The organism is Nocardioides sp. J54, from assembly GCF_000519005.1.
GTDB lineage: Bacteria > Actinomycetota > Actinomycetes > Propionibacteriales > Nocardioidaceae > Nocardioides.
Map to the genome: position 1 here is coordinate 94,942 of NZ_JAER01000001.1, position 14,811 is coordinate 109,752.

The following is a 14,811-nucleotide window of genomic DNA, read 5'->3' on the forward strand; positions in this document are numbered from 1 at the left end:
GAGGGCCCCGGGACGTGACGTCCCGGGGCCCTCCGGTTGGTGAGGCCTTGCTAGCGCGGCAGGCAGGTCACAGGCCGAGCGACCGGCCGATGATCTCCTTCTGGATCTCGGTCGTGCCGCCGTAGATCGTCTGGATCCGGCTGTCGGCGTAGGCCTTGGCGATGGGGTACTCCATCATGAAGCCGTAGCCACCGTGCATCTGCAGGCCCTGATTGACGACCTTGAGCTGCAGCTCGGTCGTCCACCACTTCGCCATCGAGGCGAGCGAGGTGTCGGCCGTGCCGGCGTTGAGCTGCTCGACGCAGTGGTTGACGAAGGTGCGGGCGATGTAGGCCTCGGTGGCCATCTCGGCCAGCACGAAGCGGGTGTTCTGGAACTTCCCGATCGGCTTGCCGAAAGCCTCGCGCGACTTCACGTAGTCGAGGGTCATGTCGAGGACGTGCTCGATCGCGGCGATCGCCATGGTGGCGATGGAGATCCGCTCCTGCGGCAGGTTCTGCATGAGGTAGATGAAGCCCATGCCCTCCTCGCCGAGGAGGTTCGCCTTCGGGACCACGACGTTGTCGAAGTTCAGCTCGGCGGTGTCCTGCGCCTTGAGGCCGAGCTTGTCGAGGTTGCGGCCGCGGGTGAAGCCCTCCATGCCCTCCTCGACGACGACGAGGCTGAAGCCGTGCGCGCCGGCCTCGGGGTTGGTGCGGGCCACCACGATCACCAGGTCGGACAGGATGCCGTTGGTGATGAAGGTCTTCGAGCCGTTCAGGACGTAGTGGTCGCCCTTGTCGACGGCCGTGGTGCGCAGGCCCTGCAGGTCCGATCCGGCGCCCGGCTCGGTCATCGCGATCGCGGTGACGATGTCGCCGGAGACGCAGCCGGGCAGCCAGCGCGCCTTCTGCTCGTCGTTGCAGAGCTCGTTGAGGTAGGGCACCGTGATGTCGTTGTGCAGCGCGAAGCCGAGGCCGCTCGCACCGACGCGGGTGATCTCCTCGGTCAGGACCATGTTGTAGCGGAAGTCCTTGATGCCGGGCCCGTCGAACTCCTCGGGGACGTCGAAGCCGAGCAGGCCGGCCTGACCCGCCTTGCGCCACACGTCGCGGTCGACCTGGCCGTCCTTCTCCCACTGCTCGTGGTGCTCGACGACCTCGCGCTCGAGGAAGGCGCGGACGGTGTTGCGGAAGTCCTCGTGCTCGGTCTCGTAGATGCTGGGACGCTCGGGCATCAGCTCACCCACTCCTTGATCTGTGCGATGGTCCCGGCGGGGTCGTCCGACGCCGGGGAGACGGAAAGGTTGGTCACGCCGGACTCCCTGAACGCGGCGATGCGCTCCTTGACGTACGACGCCGGGCCGACCAGGTTGCCCGCCTCGAGCCACTCGAGCGGGACGAGGGCCTCGGCCGCCTTCTTCTTCCCCGAGAGGTAGAGGTCCTGGATCTCCTTCGCCTCCTTCTCGAAGCCGTACTCGCAGGCGAGCTGGTTGTAGAAGTTCTTGTCGCGTGCGCCCATGCCGCCGACGTACAGGGCGTAGAGCGGGCGCATGAAGTCGAGCAGCGCCTTCGTCTCCGGGCCCTCGCCGATGGCGACCATGCCGCCGGCGCACACCTCGAGCGGCGCCAGGTCGGGGGAGCGCTTCGCGGCGCCGCGGGCCAGGGACTCGCCCCACACCTGCTGGGCCTTCTCCGGGTAGTAGAGGAACGGCAGCCAGCCGTCGGCGACCTCCGCGGTCATCGCGACGTTCTTGTCGCCCAGGGCGGCGACCCAGATCGGCAGGTCGGCGCGCTCGGGCTTGTTGAGCAGCTTCAGCGGCTTGCCCAGGCCCAGGCCCTGGCCCTCGGGCAGGGGGACCTGGACGGTCTTGCCCTGGAAGTCCAGCCGCTCGCCGCGCAGCCCGGCGCGGATCACCTGGATGACCTCGCGGGTGCGGGTGAGCGGGCGGTCGTAGGGAATGCCGTGGAAGCCCTCGATCACCTGGGGCCCCGAGGCGCCGAGGCCGAGGACCGCGCGGCCGCCGGAGACGTTGTCGAGGCCGGCCGCGGTCTGCAGCAGGGCGCCCGGGGTGCGCGAGTAGATGTTGAGGATCCCCGCGCCGATCTGCACGGTCTCCGTCTTCGCGGCGAGGTAGCCCATCAGGGTCGGCGCGTCGAAGCCGTACGGCTCGGCGACCCAGATCATGTCGAGGCCGGCCCTCTCGAGCGCGACGACCTGGTCGGCCGACTCGCGCGGGTTGCCCGCGTAGACGAGCGGCATCGAGAGCTTCATGGATCTCCCTTCCGGCCGGGGGCCGAGGTCGGTGGAGCAGCGGCGGGCCACCCCGCCAGCACAACTGTGACAGTAACACTGTCACGATGCAACGGTCGTGGGATACCGCGGGTACGCCACGACGCGTGTGAGAACCTGCTCATCTATTTCGTCTCAGGAGGATCTGACCGTGACTGACACCCGCTACACCGTCGCCGTCATCGGCGGCACCGGCCCGCAGGGCAAGGGCCTGGGCTACCGCTTCGCCAAGAACGGCCACGACATCGTCCTCGGCTCCCGTGCCGCGGAGAAGGCCGAGGCCGTCGCCGCCGAGGTGACCGAGCGGCTGGCGGGCGTCGCGGGTGCGGGCACCGCCAAGGGCGCGGCCAACGCCGACGCGATCGCTGCTGCCGACGTCGTCCTGCTGGCCGTGCCGTACGACGGCCACGACGAGCTCGTCGCCTCGCTGGCCGGCGACCTCGCGGGCAAGACCGTCATCTCCTGCGTCAACCCGCTGGCCTTCGACAAGCGCGGCGCCCACGGCCGCGTGATCAACGGCGGCGAGGGCTCGGCCGCCGAGTCGGCCGCCGAGCTGGCGCCCGAGGCCACCGTGGTCGGCGCCTTCCACAACGTCGCCGCGCCGCTGCTGTGGGGTGAGGACGAGTTCCTCGACGAGGACGTCATCGTCGTCGGTGACTCCGCCGACGGCAAGCAGGTCGCCATCGACCTGGCCGCCTCGGTCACCGGTCGCCCGGGCGTGGACGGCGGCAAGCTCCGTCTGGCCCGCGTGCTCGAGCCGTTCACCGCGGTGCTCATCTCGATCAACCGCAAGTACAAGACCCACGCCGGCATCCGGGTCACCGGGCTCGGCGAGCACTGAGCCGTCCGGGGAGGGCCCGTCAGCGGGCCTCCCCGGACAGCCGGTCCAGGACCGCGCGCGCCTCGTCCGACGGTGACCACACCGAGTTCGTCGCGTGGTCGACGGTGAACCAGCCGTTGGTGCACGACGCCTGCACCTCCACCCGGTCGCCCCACGCCGTGGCGCCGATGATGCGGGGCAGCGGGGGCGCCACGTCGCAGTCGACGTACCCGGCGTCCTCCTCGGTGTGGGCGTCGATGTCCGTCACCAGCGTCGCGAGGTCCGCGGCGGGGATCGCGGCCCGGCGCCAGTCACCGCTGCCGGGCACGTCCTCGGCGCAGTAGACGGCGACGACCAGGTCCTGCGGCCGCCCGAGGCTCGGTGCCCCGGCGCCGGTCGGGGCGGTGGGGCAGCCGATGGTCGATGCCGCGACGGGTGGCGGCGGGTCCAGCCCCTCGCGCTGCGCGCGCAGCAGGTCGACGAAGCGCTGCCACGGCGCGTCGGCGCCGGACCGGACGACGCCGTTCACGACCACCTCCCGGCAGCCGTAGAGCCCGCCCGAGGCGACCACCGTCGAGCCGTCAGGGTAGGCGAACTGGAGCTGGTAGCCGGGACCGAGGTCCGCGGTGCACACCGCGTCGCGTGGGAGCGGCTCGAGGCCGTTGACGGCCGCCGCCACGTCGTCCACCTGCGTGACGAGCGCGTCCAGCGGCACGTCGGCGGGCACCCCGTCGCCCTGGCACAGGCGCACGCTGGTAGCGCCGTCCGGGACCCGGTCGGGACCGGACGCCGCACGCGCGTCCACCGGCTGCCCGGGGCAGGCCGGCGCCGAGAGGGCGTCCACCGGGGCGGGGGCGGCCACCCGGTCCGGCCGGTCGTCGCCACCGCCGAGCGTGGCGGCACCGACCACCGTGGCCGCCACGGCGACGACCGCCACCGCGCCGCCGGCCACCGCCAGCGTCGTACGACGTCGGCGGCGTGCCGTCCGCCGGGCGGCCCCCGCACGGTCCGGTGCGGCGGGCGGCTCGGGCACCGCGTCCGCCAGGCCGCGGCGCAGCCAGTCCTCGTCGGTCATCGCTGGTCTCCTCCTTCGCGCAGGTGGGGAGAGGTCCGCAGGCTGGCGAGGGCGCGGGAGCACTGGCTCTTGACCGTGCCGACCCCGACCCCGAGGACGGCGGCGGTCTGCTGCTCGGTGAGGTCCTCGAAGTAGCGCAGCACCACGACGGCGCGCTGTCCGCGCGGCAGGTCGCCGAGTGCGGTCACCAGGTCGCGGCGGGCGTCGTGGTCGGCCGACGCGACCGGTTGCTCGGGCAGCTGCCCGGTCGGACGCTCGCCGCGCCACCTCCGGCGCCACCACGACACGTAGGTCGTGAACAGCACCCGCCGCACGTAGGCCTCGAAGCCGTCGGCGCCGACCCGCTCCCATGCCCGCCACGACTTCGCGAGCGCGGTCTGCACGAGGTCCTCGGCGAGCTGGTGGTCACCGGTCAGCAGCCACGCCGAGCGCCACAGCGCGTCGCCGCGGGCCGCGACGAAGGCGTCGAAGCCGTCCCCCGCCGGGCTGTCCGCCCCGGCCGACCCAGCCGACCCAGCCGGCCGGTCCGGACTGCTCGACGCGTCGTCGGGCGCAGCTCCGCGCGGCATCGCGTCCACCACCGTTCGTCCCATGGGCACCCCTCTCATCCTCCTGAAGGGGGTGGGGGTGCCGAAAGGTTGTCAGGACGCCAGCCCCTCCACCACCTCGGCGCGCGGGAGCTGCACCAGCAGGCTGCCGGGGACCAGCAGCTTGGAACGGCGCAGGCCGGAGCCGATGACCGCGACGTCGATGTCGGCGACGCGGGAGTCGACCAGGAGCCGCCAGCCGGCGGGCAGGCCGAGCGGGGTGATGCCGCCGTACTCCATGCCGGACTCGGCGACCGCCCGCTCCAGCGGGAGGAAGGACGGCTTGCGCACGTCGAGCAGGCGCTTGACGGTGTGGTTGACGTCGGCACGGGTGTCGGCACGGACCAGGCAGGCGGCGATGCGCTCCTCGCCCTCTCGCTTGCCGGCGACGACGACGCAGTTGGCGCCCGCCGCCATCGGCACGTCGTAGGCCTTGCTCATCGCCGCGGTGTCGGCCAGGTCGGGGTCGATCTCGACCACCGCGACGCCCTCCGCCCCCGGCCAGGCCGCGAGGGCGCTGGCGACGGGGGCGGCGACGAGCTCGGGGTGCTCGGGCGCGGGGAGCGAGTGCAGTCCGGGGAGGTGGGGGAGTGCTAGTGCCACCCGTGCATGCTGCCCGACGGCCGGTCGCCGCGGTCGTCGTGGTCCGCCTCGCCGCCCGGCGCGTCGTGGTCCGGGCCGCCGCCGGTCCAGCTGCCGCGGTGCCAGCTGCCGGGGTGCCAGCCCGCCGCGAAGTCGTGGTGGCCCCAGCGCTCGCGGCCCCAGTCGTCGTGGCGCCAGTGCTCGTGGTGGCGGGGGCCGCGCAGCACGGTCGCGACCAGCCCGACGGCGCCGGCGACGAGCCACGGGACGCCCAGCACCCAGCCGTCGTCGGCGAGGTCGACGGTGTCGGTGGTGACCAGCGCCCACACCACGACCAGCCCCACGAACGCGATGCCCATCACCAGGTGGCCGACGTTGACGGGGTGCCAGCCGCTGCGTCGCGGCTCGGCGGCGGCGCGGTCGGTCGCGGCCCGGTCGCGGTCGGTGGCGTCGTGCTCGTGGGTGCTCATGCTGCTTCCTCCTCGGTGAGGACCTCGATCTGGCCGACGAACATCTCGGCCTCGATCGTGAGGGTGGGGTCGGTGACGTCGCCGTACGTCGCCTGGTCGGAGCTCTCGGACTTGTCGCCGAAGAGGACGATCTCGCCGACGGCGATGTCGGCATCCACCTCGACCCGCAGGCCCTCGTCGGGCACGACCACCCGCAGGTGGCCGACGCGGGTGTCGACGCTGAGCGTCTCGCCATCGAGCTTCGCCAGCTCGTCGGCGGGCAGCTCGGTGAGGTCGATGACCATGTCGCCGATGCCGAGGTCGTGGCTGAGCTCGACCTCCGCCGCCGTGTCCGGCGTGTGCCGGACCTCGCCGATGCTCGCGTTGCCGATCGCGGAGCCGAAAGCGGTGACGGCGGCCGCGACCAGGCCGATGAGGATCAGCCCACCAGCGCGGCCGTAGAACGCGCCCACCAGCAACATCAGGCCGACCAGGCCGAGCACGGTGGCGGGGTACGCCGAGCCGGGCACGTCCATGCCGGCGAGGTCCATCGTCCCGACGACGCCGAGACCGAGCAGGACAAGGGCGAGCGTGAACGGGAAGAGCAGGGGGCCGCGTCGCCGCGGGTCCGCCGGCGGCCACGGGGGCTGCGGCGGCACCGGCGGGACGACCGGGCGGTAGTTCTCGTAGGTCGGGTCGTTGGGCGCGCCGGCACCGGGAGCCCCCGGTTCGGCACCGGGACCGGCCGGGACGTCGCCGCCGGAGCCGAACCGGTTCTCCCTGGCCTGCTTGCTGCCGACGACCACGAGGAGGACCAGGCCGACGAGCATCAGCGGCCACGGGAAGTCCATCCCGCCGACCGAGTCACCGACCACCGACGCGAGGGCGAGCACGCCCGCGATGATCAGCGCCGCGGTGCGCACGCCGTCGTCGGTGCGGACCACGGTCTCGCCGGTCTCGTCCTCGGGCACCAGGACCCACGCGACGCCGTACAGGATGAGGCCGCCGCCGCCGAAGAACGTGAGCACGACGAAGGCCACCCGCACGAGCAACGGGTCGATGTCGAGGTGGCGGGCGACGCCGGCCGCGACGCCGGCGACCTTGCGGTCGGTGCGGCTGCGGCGCAGGCGAGCCAGGTCGCGGACCTCCTCGCGGGTCACACGGGGACCGGCGGCAGGCTCGGGACCGGGCTGGCCGGGATCGCCGGGCTGGCCCGGCTGGCCGGTGTCGGTGTCGTGCGGTGCGTTCATGGCTCCAAGCCTGCTGTGCGGATCGGTCCGGGACCATCGGGGACGACCCTGATCCTGCCGCACCCGTCGGAGGTGCGGATCAGGGTCGGGTCAGGGTCGTTCCCCCTGCTCGCACACGGCGCGCTGTGTGACGATGGAGGCACCATGACGAGCACTGCGTCCTCCGCCACCACGGGCCCCGCCGCGCCCGCGGCTGCCCCGGCTGCCCCGGCAGGCCGGGAGGTCCGCCGCGCCTGGCGCGACCTGCGCGACCCGGTCCTCGGTGGCGTCGCCGCCGGCCTGGCCGCGCACCTGGCGGTGCCGGTGATGTGGGTCCGGGTGGCGTTCGTGGTGGCCACCTTCGCCGGCGGCATGGGCGTGCCCGTGTACGCCGCCCTGTGGGCGCTGCTGCCCGCCGGACCGCCGCCGGAGGTGCTCGCCCCCGGGCTGGAGAGCGCCAGCCGCGACGGTCGCCGGCCGGGCCGCACCCGCCGGCTGGCGGACGTCGGCCCGGTCGTCGCGCTGTCCGCGCTCGGCGTGGGGGTCGTCTTCGCGACCGGCGCCGTCCTCGGCACCGGCTGGTGGATCTGGCCGCTGGCCATCGCCATCGCCGGCATCGCCCTGCTGTGGCGCCAGGCCGACGAGGCCCAGCGCGAGCGGTGGCTGGACGCGACCGGCAAGGTCGACCCGGTCCGGGTCGTCGTCGGTGGCGGCGGCTGGGCGGCCTGGGGCCGGATCGCGGCGGGCGTCGGCCTGGTCGTCGTCGCGCTGCTGTGGTTCGTGCTGCGCGACGGGTCGGTGACCGCCGCCCGCGACGCCACCCTCGCCGTCGTGCTGGCCGTCGGTGGCATCGCGATCGTGGTGGCCCCCTTCGTGTACCGGTTGATGACCGAGCTCAGCGCCGAGCGGGAGGAGCGCGTGCGCACCCAGGAGCGCGCCGACGTCGCGGCGCACCTGCACGACTCGGTGCTCCAGACGCTCGCGCTGATCCAGAAGAACCCCGCCGACGCCGCGCGCCTCGCCCGCGCCCAGGAGCGGGACCTGCGGGCGTGGCTCTACTCCGGGGAGTCGATGGACGAGGCGACCGTCGCCAGCGCGCTGCGCTCCGCCGCCGCCGAGATCGAGGACGCCTACGGCATCACCGTCGACGTCGTCGCCGTCGGCGACTGCGACCACGACGAGCACACCCGGCCGATCGTGATGGCCGCCCGGGAGGCGACCACCAACGCCGCCAAGCACGCCGGCGTCCCGCGCGTCGACGTCTACGCCGAGATCACGCCGGGCGGGATCGACGTGTTCGTCCGCGACCGCGGCGCCGGCTTCGACCCGTCGACCACCCCCGAGGACCGGCTGGGCGTGCGACGCAGCATCATCGACCGCATGGAACGACACGGCGGCCGGGCCGAGGTCCGCTCCGCCCCCGGCGAGGGCACCGAGGTACGGCTGCACCTGGACCACGCCGAGCACGACCGCAAGGTGAAGGAGAAGGATGAGTGAGCCGGTGCGCGTGGTCGTCGTCGACGACCACGCCATGTTCCGCCGCGGGGTGAGCGCCGAGCTGGCCGCCACCGGCGCGGGTCGCGTGGAGGTCGTGGCCGAGGCCGCCGACGTCGACGAGGCGGTGGCCGCGGTGACGCAGCACCGGCCCGCCGTCGTACTCCTGGACGTGCACCTGCCGGGCGGCGGTGGGGTCGAGGTGATCCGCCGCGTCAACGACCCGGACGTGCGCTTCCTCGCGCTCTCGGTCTCCGACGCTGCCGAGGACGTCATCGGCACCATCCGTGGCGGGGCGCGCGGCTACGTCACCAAGACCATCACCGGCCCCGAGCTCGTCGACGCGATCGGGCGTGTGGCCGATGGCGACGCGGTGTTCTCGCCGCGGCTCGCCGGCTTCGTGCTCGACGCCTTCGCCGGCGCCGGGCTCTCGGCCGACCTCGCCAGCGTGGACGAGGACCTCGACCGGCTGACCGAGCGCGAGCGCGAGGTGATGCGGCTGATCGCCCGCGGCTACTCCTACAAGGAGGTCGCCAAGGAGCTGTTCATCTCGATCAAGACCGTCGAGACCCACATGTCCTCGGTCCTGCGCAAGCTGCAGCTGTCCTCGCGCCACGAGCTGACCCGCTGGGCCTCGGACCGACGCCTCCTGTGAGGCGCGCGGCCGGGCGGCGGGCGGGCGCGCTCGTCGCGGCGCTGGTGGCGGTCGCGACGCTGGCTGCCGGGTGCGCCGACGACGACGTCGACGACGTCCCGGGCGGGGGCGCGTCGTCGGGTACGCCGTCCGGCGGGTCGGCGGACGACCCGACCTCGGCGTCCCCGGGCTCATCGGGCCCGTCGACCGGCGAGCCGGCCGACGAGCCGTCGTACTCCGACTGGGAGCTCGGCGTGCACGTCCTGCCGCGCACCCCGGACGGCTTCGGCGAGATCCGGCCGACGCCGAAGGAGCTGCGGGTGCGCCGGTTCCCGACGACCGACCTGCTGCCGCCCCCGGCCGACGGCCGCTTCCGCTCGACGATCGGGCCGGTCACCGACGAGGTCCGGCAGCGGATGGGGGACACCTGGTCGCCGTCGTGCCCGGTCGGCCTCGCCGACCTCGCCTACGTCACCGTGTCCTTCCGCGGTTTCGACGGCCTGCCGCACACCGGTGAGCTCGTTCTCGCCGCCAGCGAGGCGCAGGCCGTGGTGTCGGTGTTCCGCACGCTCTTCGAGGCCGACTTCCCGATCGAGGAGATGCGGCTGCCGACCACCGCGGACCTCGAGGCCCCGCCGACCGGCGACGGCAACAACACCGCCGCCCTGGTCTGCCGCGCCACCCGCGGCGCGACCTCGTGGTCGGCGCACGCCTACGGCCTCGCGATCGACGTGAACCCGTTCCTGAACCCCTACAGCAAGGGCGACCTCGTGCTGCCCGAGCGGGCCTCGGCGTACCTCGACCGCACCCGCACCCAGCCGGGCATCATCCACGACGGCGACCTCGTCGTGCGCGAGTTCGCGCGGATCGGCTGGTCGTGGGGCGGCGCGTGGAGCTCGCTGAAGGACTACCAGCACTTCACCGCGACCGGTCGCTGATCTGCGCCGTCGCAGGCAATAGAGTTCGGCCATGGACACCCTGCGCCTGATCCTCCTCATCGCCCACATCCTCGGCTTCGCCGCCCTCATCGGCGGGCTGCTGGCGCAGGCCGGACCGGGTGACAAGAAGGTCACCGGCGTCATGCGCGACGGCGTCGGCACGGCGTTCCTCGCCGGCCTCCTCCTCGTCGGTGTGCTCGAGGGCATGGACGACGTCGAGGTCAACCACGCCAAGATCGCGGTGAAGCTGGTCATCGGCCTCGTGCTGCTCGTCCTGGTGATGGCGAACCTGCGCAAGGAGAAGATCCCGAACGGCCTGTGGGCCGGCCTGCTGGTCCTCTCCGTCGCCGAGGTCTGCATCGCCGTCGCCTGGTCGTCCGTCCACGCCTGAGCGAGGAACCCGCTGCCGGCGTACGGCGGCCGTGTCCCGCGGGCGTCGTCGTCGGCCCCGCGCGGTCCTCATCGGCGGGGCGGGGTCGCGGTCGCGCCGCGCGCTGCAACACGTGGTTCGTGGATCTGGGCGCCAGTCGGCTGTTGCAACACGTCGTCTGCGGTGGTGGGCGGCAGCTGCCTGCTGCAACACGTCATTCACGGCTGCACGCGCCGCCCCACGACTGTCCCAGCCTGTTCCGGCGCGGGATTCGCGCGGTCTCGGGGCTGGAAGAGCCGCGGACCACGTGTTACATGACCGCCGGCGGACGCGCCCGAGCCCGGCCGGGCGCACCGGCCAGACCGTCACACCTCAGGCCGCCCAGCGCTCCCAGCCCAGCAGCCGATACGCCGGCCGCCGGACCTGCGGCCGCGGCCGGGCACCGCGAGGACGGAACCGGGCGAGGTCGGCCACGTCCGTGCCGAAGAGCTCGCAGGTGCGCAAGAACTCGCGGCGCAGGCGCTCGCGCGCACGCTCCACGCCGGCGCCCCACACGTCGGCCCAGGTCACCCGGCACACGCCGAGCTTGAAGCCGGTCACGAAGTCCTGCCGCCCCTTCTCCGCCCAGAGCACGTCCGTGGGCGGCTGCTGGGCGAATCCGCCGTCCGCCGGGCTCAGGAACTTCACCTTGCCGTCGAACTCGAACACCTGTCGGCCGAGCCGGAGGTCGCACCACGCGGTCCGACCGTCCGCGGTCAGCCCGAACTGGACCTCGGGCACGCCGAACCCGAGGCTCGCCACGAGGTCGCGCATGAGGGTCTCGCCGACCGAGTCGGCACCGGGCGAGGCGGAGGCGAGCACGTCACGCACGACGGTGGACTGCGGCCAGCAGTACATCTGCGCTGCCACCGTGCAGAGCTGCTCGCGGCTGACACCCACGCGCATCGCCGAGTCAGCCGCAACCAGACCCTGGAGGTAGCCGTGCTCGCGCGTGATGTCCACGGCCGTCCGGGCCAGTCCCAGGACACCGACCCCGTGGACGAGCTGGAGCTGCTCGGGCGGGTACGGCGCGAGGTGCTGCGCGATGCCAGCACGTCTGTGCGTGCCCACGATGCCGGGACGAGTGAGGTGGGTGAGGGGGTCCGGCTCACGCAGGACCTCGAGCCCGAGCACGTACGCCGCCGAGTGGTGGCTGAAGACGTGGGCGTCGCGCACCCGGAGGCTGGCGGCGCGGTCGGCGAGCATCCGCTGCTCGGCGTGGCTGGTGAGGCTCGCGACGTACGGAGCCTCCGCGTAGACCCCGCGTCGCACCAGCGCCCACCGCCCGCTCCTCACCAGGCGGTCGACCTGGTCGGCAGTCATTCCTGCCGCGAGCGCCTGCGGCCGTGTGACCAGGCCCCACTGCGCGCTCATCGCGGCCTGGACCCGAGCGTTCATGACGTTCATGGCCCCACGGTGGTCGCGACGTCCGCTGCTCGGGAACCGGCGCGATGGCACCTGTGGACAGCCGTCTCGGTGACGTCGGGTGTGGAGGGGGCTCGGCCGCTCACGGGAATGTTGAGGTCAGGCGGGCGCGGGCGCGGGCGCGTGGGTCGGTCGCCGCTGTAACACGCTGATCGCAGCTGTGGGCGACCCGCCCCGTCTGTTCCAGCCCCACCCAGCAGCCCTTTCGCGCGGTCTCGCGGCTGGTACGTCGGCAGACGACGTGTGACAGCCGCGACCGGCCCCGAACAACCGCCAACAACGTGTTACAGCGCGGCCGCCTCCGCACCACAGAGCCCGTAGGTCCCGCCACCCCCGTCGTCGGACCCGGGCCGTAGGCTGGCGGGAGCATGATCGACGCAGCCAGCACGCCGCCCGCCCTCACCGCAGAGGCGCTCCTCGAGGGCCTCAACGACCCCCAGCGGGAGGCCGTCCAGCACGAGGGCACGCCGCTGCTCGTGGTGGCCGGCGCCGGTTCGGGCAAGACCCGGGTGCTGACCCGTCGCATCGCCTGGCTGATCGCGGTGCGCAAGGCGCACCCCGGCTCGATCCTCGCCATCACCTTCACCAACAAGGCCGCGGCCGAGATGAAGGAGCGGGTCAGCGAGCTGGTCGGCAACCGCGCCCGGATCATGTGGGTGAGCACCTTCCACTCGGCGTGCGTTCGGATCCTGCGCAAGGAGGTCGAGCACCTCGGCTACGAGCGGGTGAAGTCGAACTTCTCGATCTACGACGCGCAGGACCAGAAGCGGCTGATCACCCTGGTCTGCAACGACCTCGACCTCGACCCGCGCAAGTTCCAGCCCGGCCCGGTGCTGCACTGGATCAGCAACCACAAGAACGAGCTGCGCGACCCCGACGAGGTCGCCGCCGAGGCGACCAACGTCAGCGACGAGACCTACGCGATGGCCTACAAGGCCTACCAGCGGCGGCTGCGTGAGGCGAACGCCTTCGACTTCGACGACCTGATCATGGAGACGGTCCGGCTCTTCCAGCTCAAGCCGGAGATCCGTGAGACCTACCGGCGCCGGTTCCGGCACATCCTCGTCGACGAGTACCAGGACACCAACCACGCCCAGTACGCCCTCATCCACCAGCTGTGCGGCCAGGACCTCGAGGAGCACGACCCGACCACCCTCGACGGGCAGCCGGCCCACCGGGTGCCGCCCGCGGAGCTGATGGTCGTCGGTGACGCCGACCAGTCGATCTACGCGTTCCGCGGCGCCGACATCCGCAACATCATGGACTTCGAGCAGGACTTCCCCGACGCCCGGACCGTCCTGCTGGAGCAGAACTACCGCTCCACCCAGACCATCCTCACCGCCGCCAACGCGGTCATCGAGCGCAACGCGAGCCGCAAGCCCAAGCGGCTGTGGTCCGACGCCGGGGACGGGGAGAAGATCGTCGGGTACGTCGCTGACGACGAGCACGACGAGGCCCGCTTCGTCTCCGGCGAGATCGACAAGCTCACCGACGAGGGCGGGCTGAAGCCCTCCGACGTGGCGGTCTTCTACCGCACCAACGCCCAGTCCCGGGTGTTCGAGGAGATCTTCATCCGCACCGGCATGCCGTACAAGGTCGTCGGCGGAGTGCGCTTCTACGAGCGGCGCGAGGTCCGCGACGCGCTGGCCTACCTGCGGATGCTGGTCAACCCCGACGACCAGGTCTCGCTGCGCCGCATCCTCAACACCCCCAAGCGCGGCATCGGCGAGCGTGCCGTCCTCGCCGTCACCACCTTCGCCGACCGCGAGCGGATCACCTTCTGGGAGGCGCTGCAGCGATCTGGCGATGTTGCTCTGGCCACCCGCAGCCAGAGCAACATCGCCGGCTTCGTCGCGATGGTGACCGAGCTGCAGCAGATGGTCGCCGCGGGGGAGCGCCCCGACGTCATCCTCGAGACCGTGCTCGACCGCTCCGGCTACCTCGCCAGCCTCGAGGACTCCGACGACCCGCAGGACGCCACCCGCATCGAGAACCTCGCCGAGCTGGTCGCCGTGGCGCGCGAGTTCGCCGAGGACCCCGTCGCCGGCCCGTCGGCCGACCCCGCCGACGTCGACGCCGGCACCGTCGAGCCGGGGCTCGCCGACTTCCTCGAGCGGGTCGCCCTCGTCGCCGACTCCGACCAGATCCCCGACGCCCCGGACCCCGACGACCCCGACGCCCCCGAGGACACCGGCGTGGTCACCCTGATGACCCTGCACACCGCCAAGGGCCTGGAGTTCCCGGTCGTCTTCCTCACCGGCATGGAGGACGGCGTCTTCCCGCACTCGCGCGCCCTCGGCGACAAGACCGAGCTGGAGGAGGAGCGCCGGCTCGCCTACGTCGGCATCACCCGCGCCCGCCAGCGCCTCTACGTCTCCCGCGCCATGGTCCGCTCCGCGTGGGGAGCGCCGTCGATGAACCCCGGCTCGCGCTTCCTCGCCGAGCTGCCGGTCGACCTCGTCGACTGGCGCCGCACCGAGGCGGACCAGACCCGCTGGTCGCGCCCCAGCTACGGCGGCGACCGGTACGGCGACGGCGGGTCGTCGTACGGCGGGTCGTCGGGCGGGGGCAACCGGCTGGTCGCACCGACCGCTGCCGGCCGCCGCAACTTCAGCTCCGCCGCGGCCCGTGCCGACGCGGCCGCGAAGTCCAAGCCGTCGCGCCCGATCCCCGTGCTCGCGCCCGGCGACAAGGTCACCCACGACTCCTTCGGCCTCGGCACCGTCGTGTCCGTCGAGGGCCAGGGCGACAAGTCCGTCGCGTCCATCGACTTCGGCTCCGACGGCGTCAAGCGGCTCCTGCTGCGCTACGCGCCGGTGGAGAAGCTGTAAGGCCTGCTCGGCGCGACAGCTTCGTCGGTCGGGTGGAGAAATTCGCCGGTCGACCGGCGAAACTGTT

Annotated in this window: 14 protein-coding genes; 6 read left to right on the forward strand and 8 right to left on the reverse strand. The window is 72.9% G+C overall.

The annotated features are described in order from the left end of the window. Positions 1-67 precede the first annotated feature (67 nt). Together NOCJ54_RS0100415 and NOCJ54_RS0100420 are read right to left on the reverse strand one after the other, a co-directional pair. Positions 68-1,216, reverse strand: coding sequence for an acyl-CoA dehydrogenase family protein (locus NOCJ54_RS0100415; RefSeq protein WP_028653865.1), 1,149 nt, complete (start codon positions 1,214-1,216; stop codon positions 68-70). Then, a complete protein-coding gene (locus NOCJ54_RS0100420; RefSeq protein ID WP_028653866.1) occupies positions 1,216-2,253 on the reverse strand; it encodes an LLM class F420-dependent oxidoreductase in 1,038 nt (345 codons plus the stop codon). The genes NOCJ54_RS0100415 and NOCJ54_RS0100420 overlap by 1 nt, the downstream gene beginning before the upstream one ends. A 169-nt stretch (positions 2,254-2,422) precedes the next feature. Between NOCJ54_RS0100420 and npdG the strand changes: the two genes are divergently transcribed. Continuing rightward, positions 2,423-3,112 (forward strand): NADPH-dependent F420 reductase, encoded by a 690-nt coding sequence (gene npdG, locus NOCJ54_RS0100425; RefSeq protein WP_198020040.1) that lies wholly within the window; start codon positions 2,423-2,425, stop codon positions 3,110-3,112. A 19-nt stretch (positions 3,113-3,131) separates the two neighbouring features. Here npdG and NOCJ54_RS27880 read toward each other — a convergent pair whose 3' ends face one another. From NOCJ54_RS27880 to NOCJ54_RS0100450, 5 genes are read right to left on the reverse strand one after another with little or no spacing between them, the layout of a single operon-like run. Then, a complete protein-coding gene (locus NOCJ54_RS27880; protein ID WP_051485311.1) occupies positions 3,132-4,166 on the reverse strand; it encodes a hypothetical protein in 1,035 nt (344 codons plus the stop codon). Continuing rightward, positions 4,163-4,759, reverse strand: coding sequence for a SigE family RNA polymerase sigma factor (locus NOCJ54_RS23125; RefSeq protein ID WP_332248982.1), 597 nt, complete (start codon positions 4,757-4,759; stop codon positions 4,163-4,165). Before NOCJ54_RS23125 ends, NOCJ54_RS27880 begins: the two co-directional genes overlap by 4 nt. A 48-nt stretch (positions 4,760-4,807) precedes the next feature. Continuing rightward, positions 4,808-5,356 carry a YbaK/EbsC family protein gene (locus NOCJ54_RS29260; RefSeq protein ID WP_036516313.1) on the reverse strand — a complete coding sequence of 183 codons (549 nt, stop codon included), beginning with the start codon at positions 5,354-5,356 and terminating at the stop codon, positions 4,808-4,810. Beyond that, a complete protein-coding gene (locus tag NOCJ54_RS29265) occupies positions 5,347-5,805 on the reverse strand; it encodes a hypothetical protein (protein WP_028653869.1) in 459 nt (152 codons plus the stop codon). Before NOCJ54_RS29265 ends, NOCJ54_RS29260 begins: the two co-directional genes overlap by 10 nt. Continuing rightward, positions 5,802-7,034, reverse strand: a complete 1,233-nt coding sequence (locus tag NOCJ54_RS0100450; protein ID WP_084254832.1) for a PspC domain-containing protein — start codon at positions 7,032-7,034, stop codon at positions 5,802-5,804. The genes NOCJ54_RS29265 and NOCJ54_RS0100450 overlap by 4 nt, the downstream gene beginning before the upstream one ends. Positions 7,035-7,178: 144 nt before the next feature. On the opposite strand from NOCJ54_RS0100450, the gene NOCJ54_RS23130 reads away from it, so the two are divergent. From NOCJ54_RS23130 to NOCJ54_RS0100470, 4 genes are read left to right on the forward strand one after another with little or no spacing between them, the layout of a single operon-like run. Further along, positions 7,179-8,510, forward strand: a complete 1,332-nt coding sequence (locus tag NOCJ54_RS23130; RefSeq protein ID WP_051485354.1) for an ATP-binding protein — start codon at positions 7,179-7,181, stop codon at positions 8,508-8,510. Then, positions 8,503-9,162: a LuxR C-terminal-related transcriptional regulator gene (locus NOCJ54_RS0100460; RefSeq protein ID WP_028653871.1), complete on the forward strand. Its 660-nt coding sequence runs from the start codon at positions 8,503-8,505 to the stop codon at positions 9,160-9,162. The genes NOCJ54_RS23130 and NOCJ54_RS0100460 overlap by 8 nt, the downstream gene beginning before the upstream one ends. Further along, complete coding sequence (locus NOCJ54_RS0100465) at positions 9,159-10,079, forward strand: M15 family metallopeptidase (protein ID WP_198020042.1); 921 nt, start codon at positions 9,159-9,161, stop codon at positions 10,077-10,079. Before NOCJ54_RS0100460 ends, NOCJ54_RS0100465 begins: the two co-directional genes overlap by 4 nt. A gap of 31 nt (positions 10,080-10,110) precedes the next feature. After that, on the forward strand, positions 10,111-10,470 hold the full coding sequence (locus tag NOCJ54_RS0100470; RefSeq protein ID WP_028653873.1) for a hypothetical protein: 360 nt from the start codon (positions 10,111-10,113) through the stop codon (positions 10,468-10,470). A 351-nt stretch (positions 10,471-10,821) separates the two neighbouring features. Here NOCJ54_RS0100470 and NOCJ54_RS0100475 read toward each other — a convergent pair whose 3' ends face one another. Next, positions 10,822-11,895: a type IV toxin-antitoxin system AbiEi family antitoxin domain-containing protein gene (locus NOCJ54_RS0100475; RefSeq protein ID WP_028653874.1), complete on the reverse strand. Its 1,074-nt coding sequence runs from the start codon at positions 11,893-11,895 to the stop codon at positions 10,822-10,824. A gap of 386 nt (positions 11,896-12,281) precedes the next feature. On the opposite strand from NOCJ54_RS0100475, the gene pcrA reads away from it, so the two are divergent. After that, positions 12,282-14,744 (forward strand): DNA helicase PcrA, encoded by a 2,463-nt coding sequence (gene pcrA, locus NOCJ54_RS0100480; protein ID WP_028653875.1) that lies wholly within the window; start codon positions 12,282-12,284, stop codon positions 14,742-14,744. Positions 14,745-14,811: the final 67 nt, after the last annotated feature.

What these genes read in the sequence shown, in the direction of transcription:
- NOCJ54_RS0100460 (WP_028653871.1), top strand. Translation starts at nt 8,503, where the DNA reads ATGAGTGAGCCGGTGCGCGTGGTCGTCGTCGACGACCACGCCATGTTC.
- NOCJ54_RS0100470 (WP_028653873.1), top strand. Translation starts at nt 10,111, where the DNA reads ATGGACACCCTGCGCCTGATCCTCCTCATCGCCCACATCCTCGGCTTC.
- NOCJ54_RS0100420 (WP_028653866.1), bottom strand. Translation starts at nt 2,253, where the DNA reads ATGAAGCTCTCGATGCCGCTCGTCTACGCGGGCAACCCGCGCGAGTCG.
- NOCJ54_RS27880 (WP_051485311.1), bottom strand. Translation starts at nt 4,166, where the DNA reads ATGACCGACGAGGACTGGCTGCGCCGCGGCCTGGCGGACGCGGTGCCC.
- pcrA (WP_028653875.1), top strand. Translation starts at nt 12,282, where the DNA reads ATGATCGACGCAGCCAGCACGCCGCCCGCCCTCACCGCAGAGGCGCTC.
- NOCJ54_RS29265 (WP_028653869.1), bottom strand. Translation starts at nt 5,805, where the DNA reads ATGAGCACCCACGAGCACGACGCCACCGACCGCGACCGGGCCGCGACC.
- NOCJ54_RS23130 (WP_051485354.1), top strand. Translation starts at nt 7,179, where the DNA reads ATGACGAGCACTGCGTCCTCCGCCACCACGGGCCCCGCCGCGCCCGCG.
- NOCJ54_RS23125 (WP_332248982.1), bottom strand. Translation starts at nt 4,759, where the DNA reads ATGGGACGAACGGTGGTGGACGCGATGCCGCGCGGAGCTGCGCCCGAC.
- NOCJ54_RS0100475 (WP_028653874.1), bottom strand. Translation starts at nt 11,895, where the DNA reads ATGAACGTCATGAACGCTCGGGTCCAGGCCGCGATGAGCGCGCAGTGG.
- NOCJ54_RS0100450 (WP_084254832.1), bottom strand. Translation starts at nt 7,034, where the DNA reads ATGAACGCACCGCACGACACCGACACCGGCCAGCCGGGCCAGCCCGGC.
- NOCJ54_RS0100415 (WP_028653865.1), bottom strand. Translation starts at nt 1,216, where the DNA reads ATGCCCGAGCGTCCCAGCATCTACGAGACCGAGCACGAGGACTTCCGC.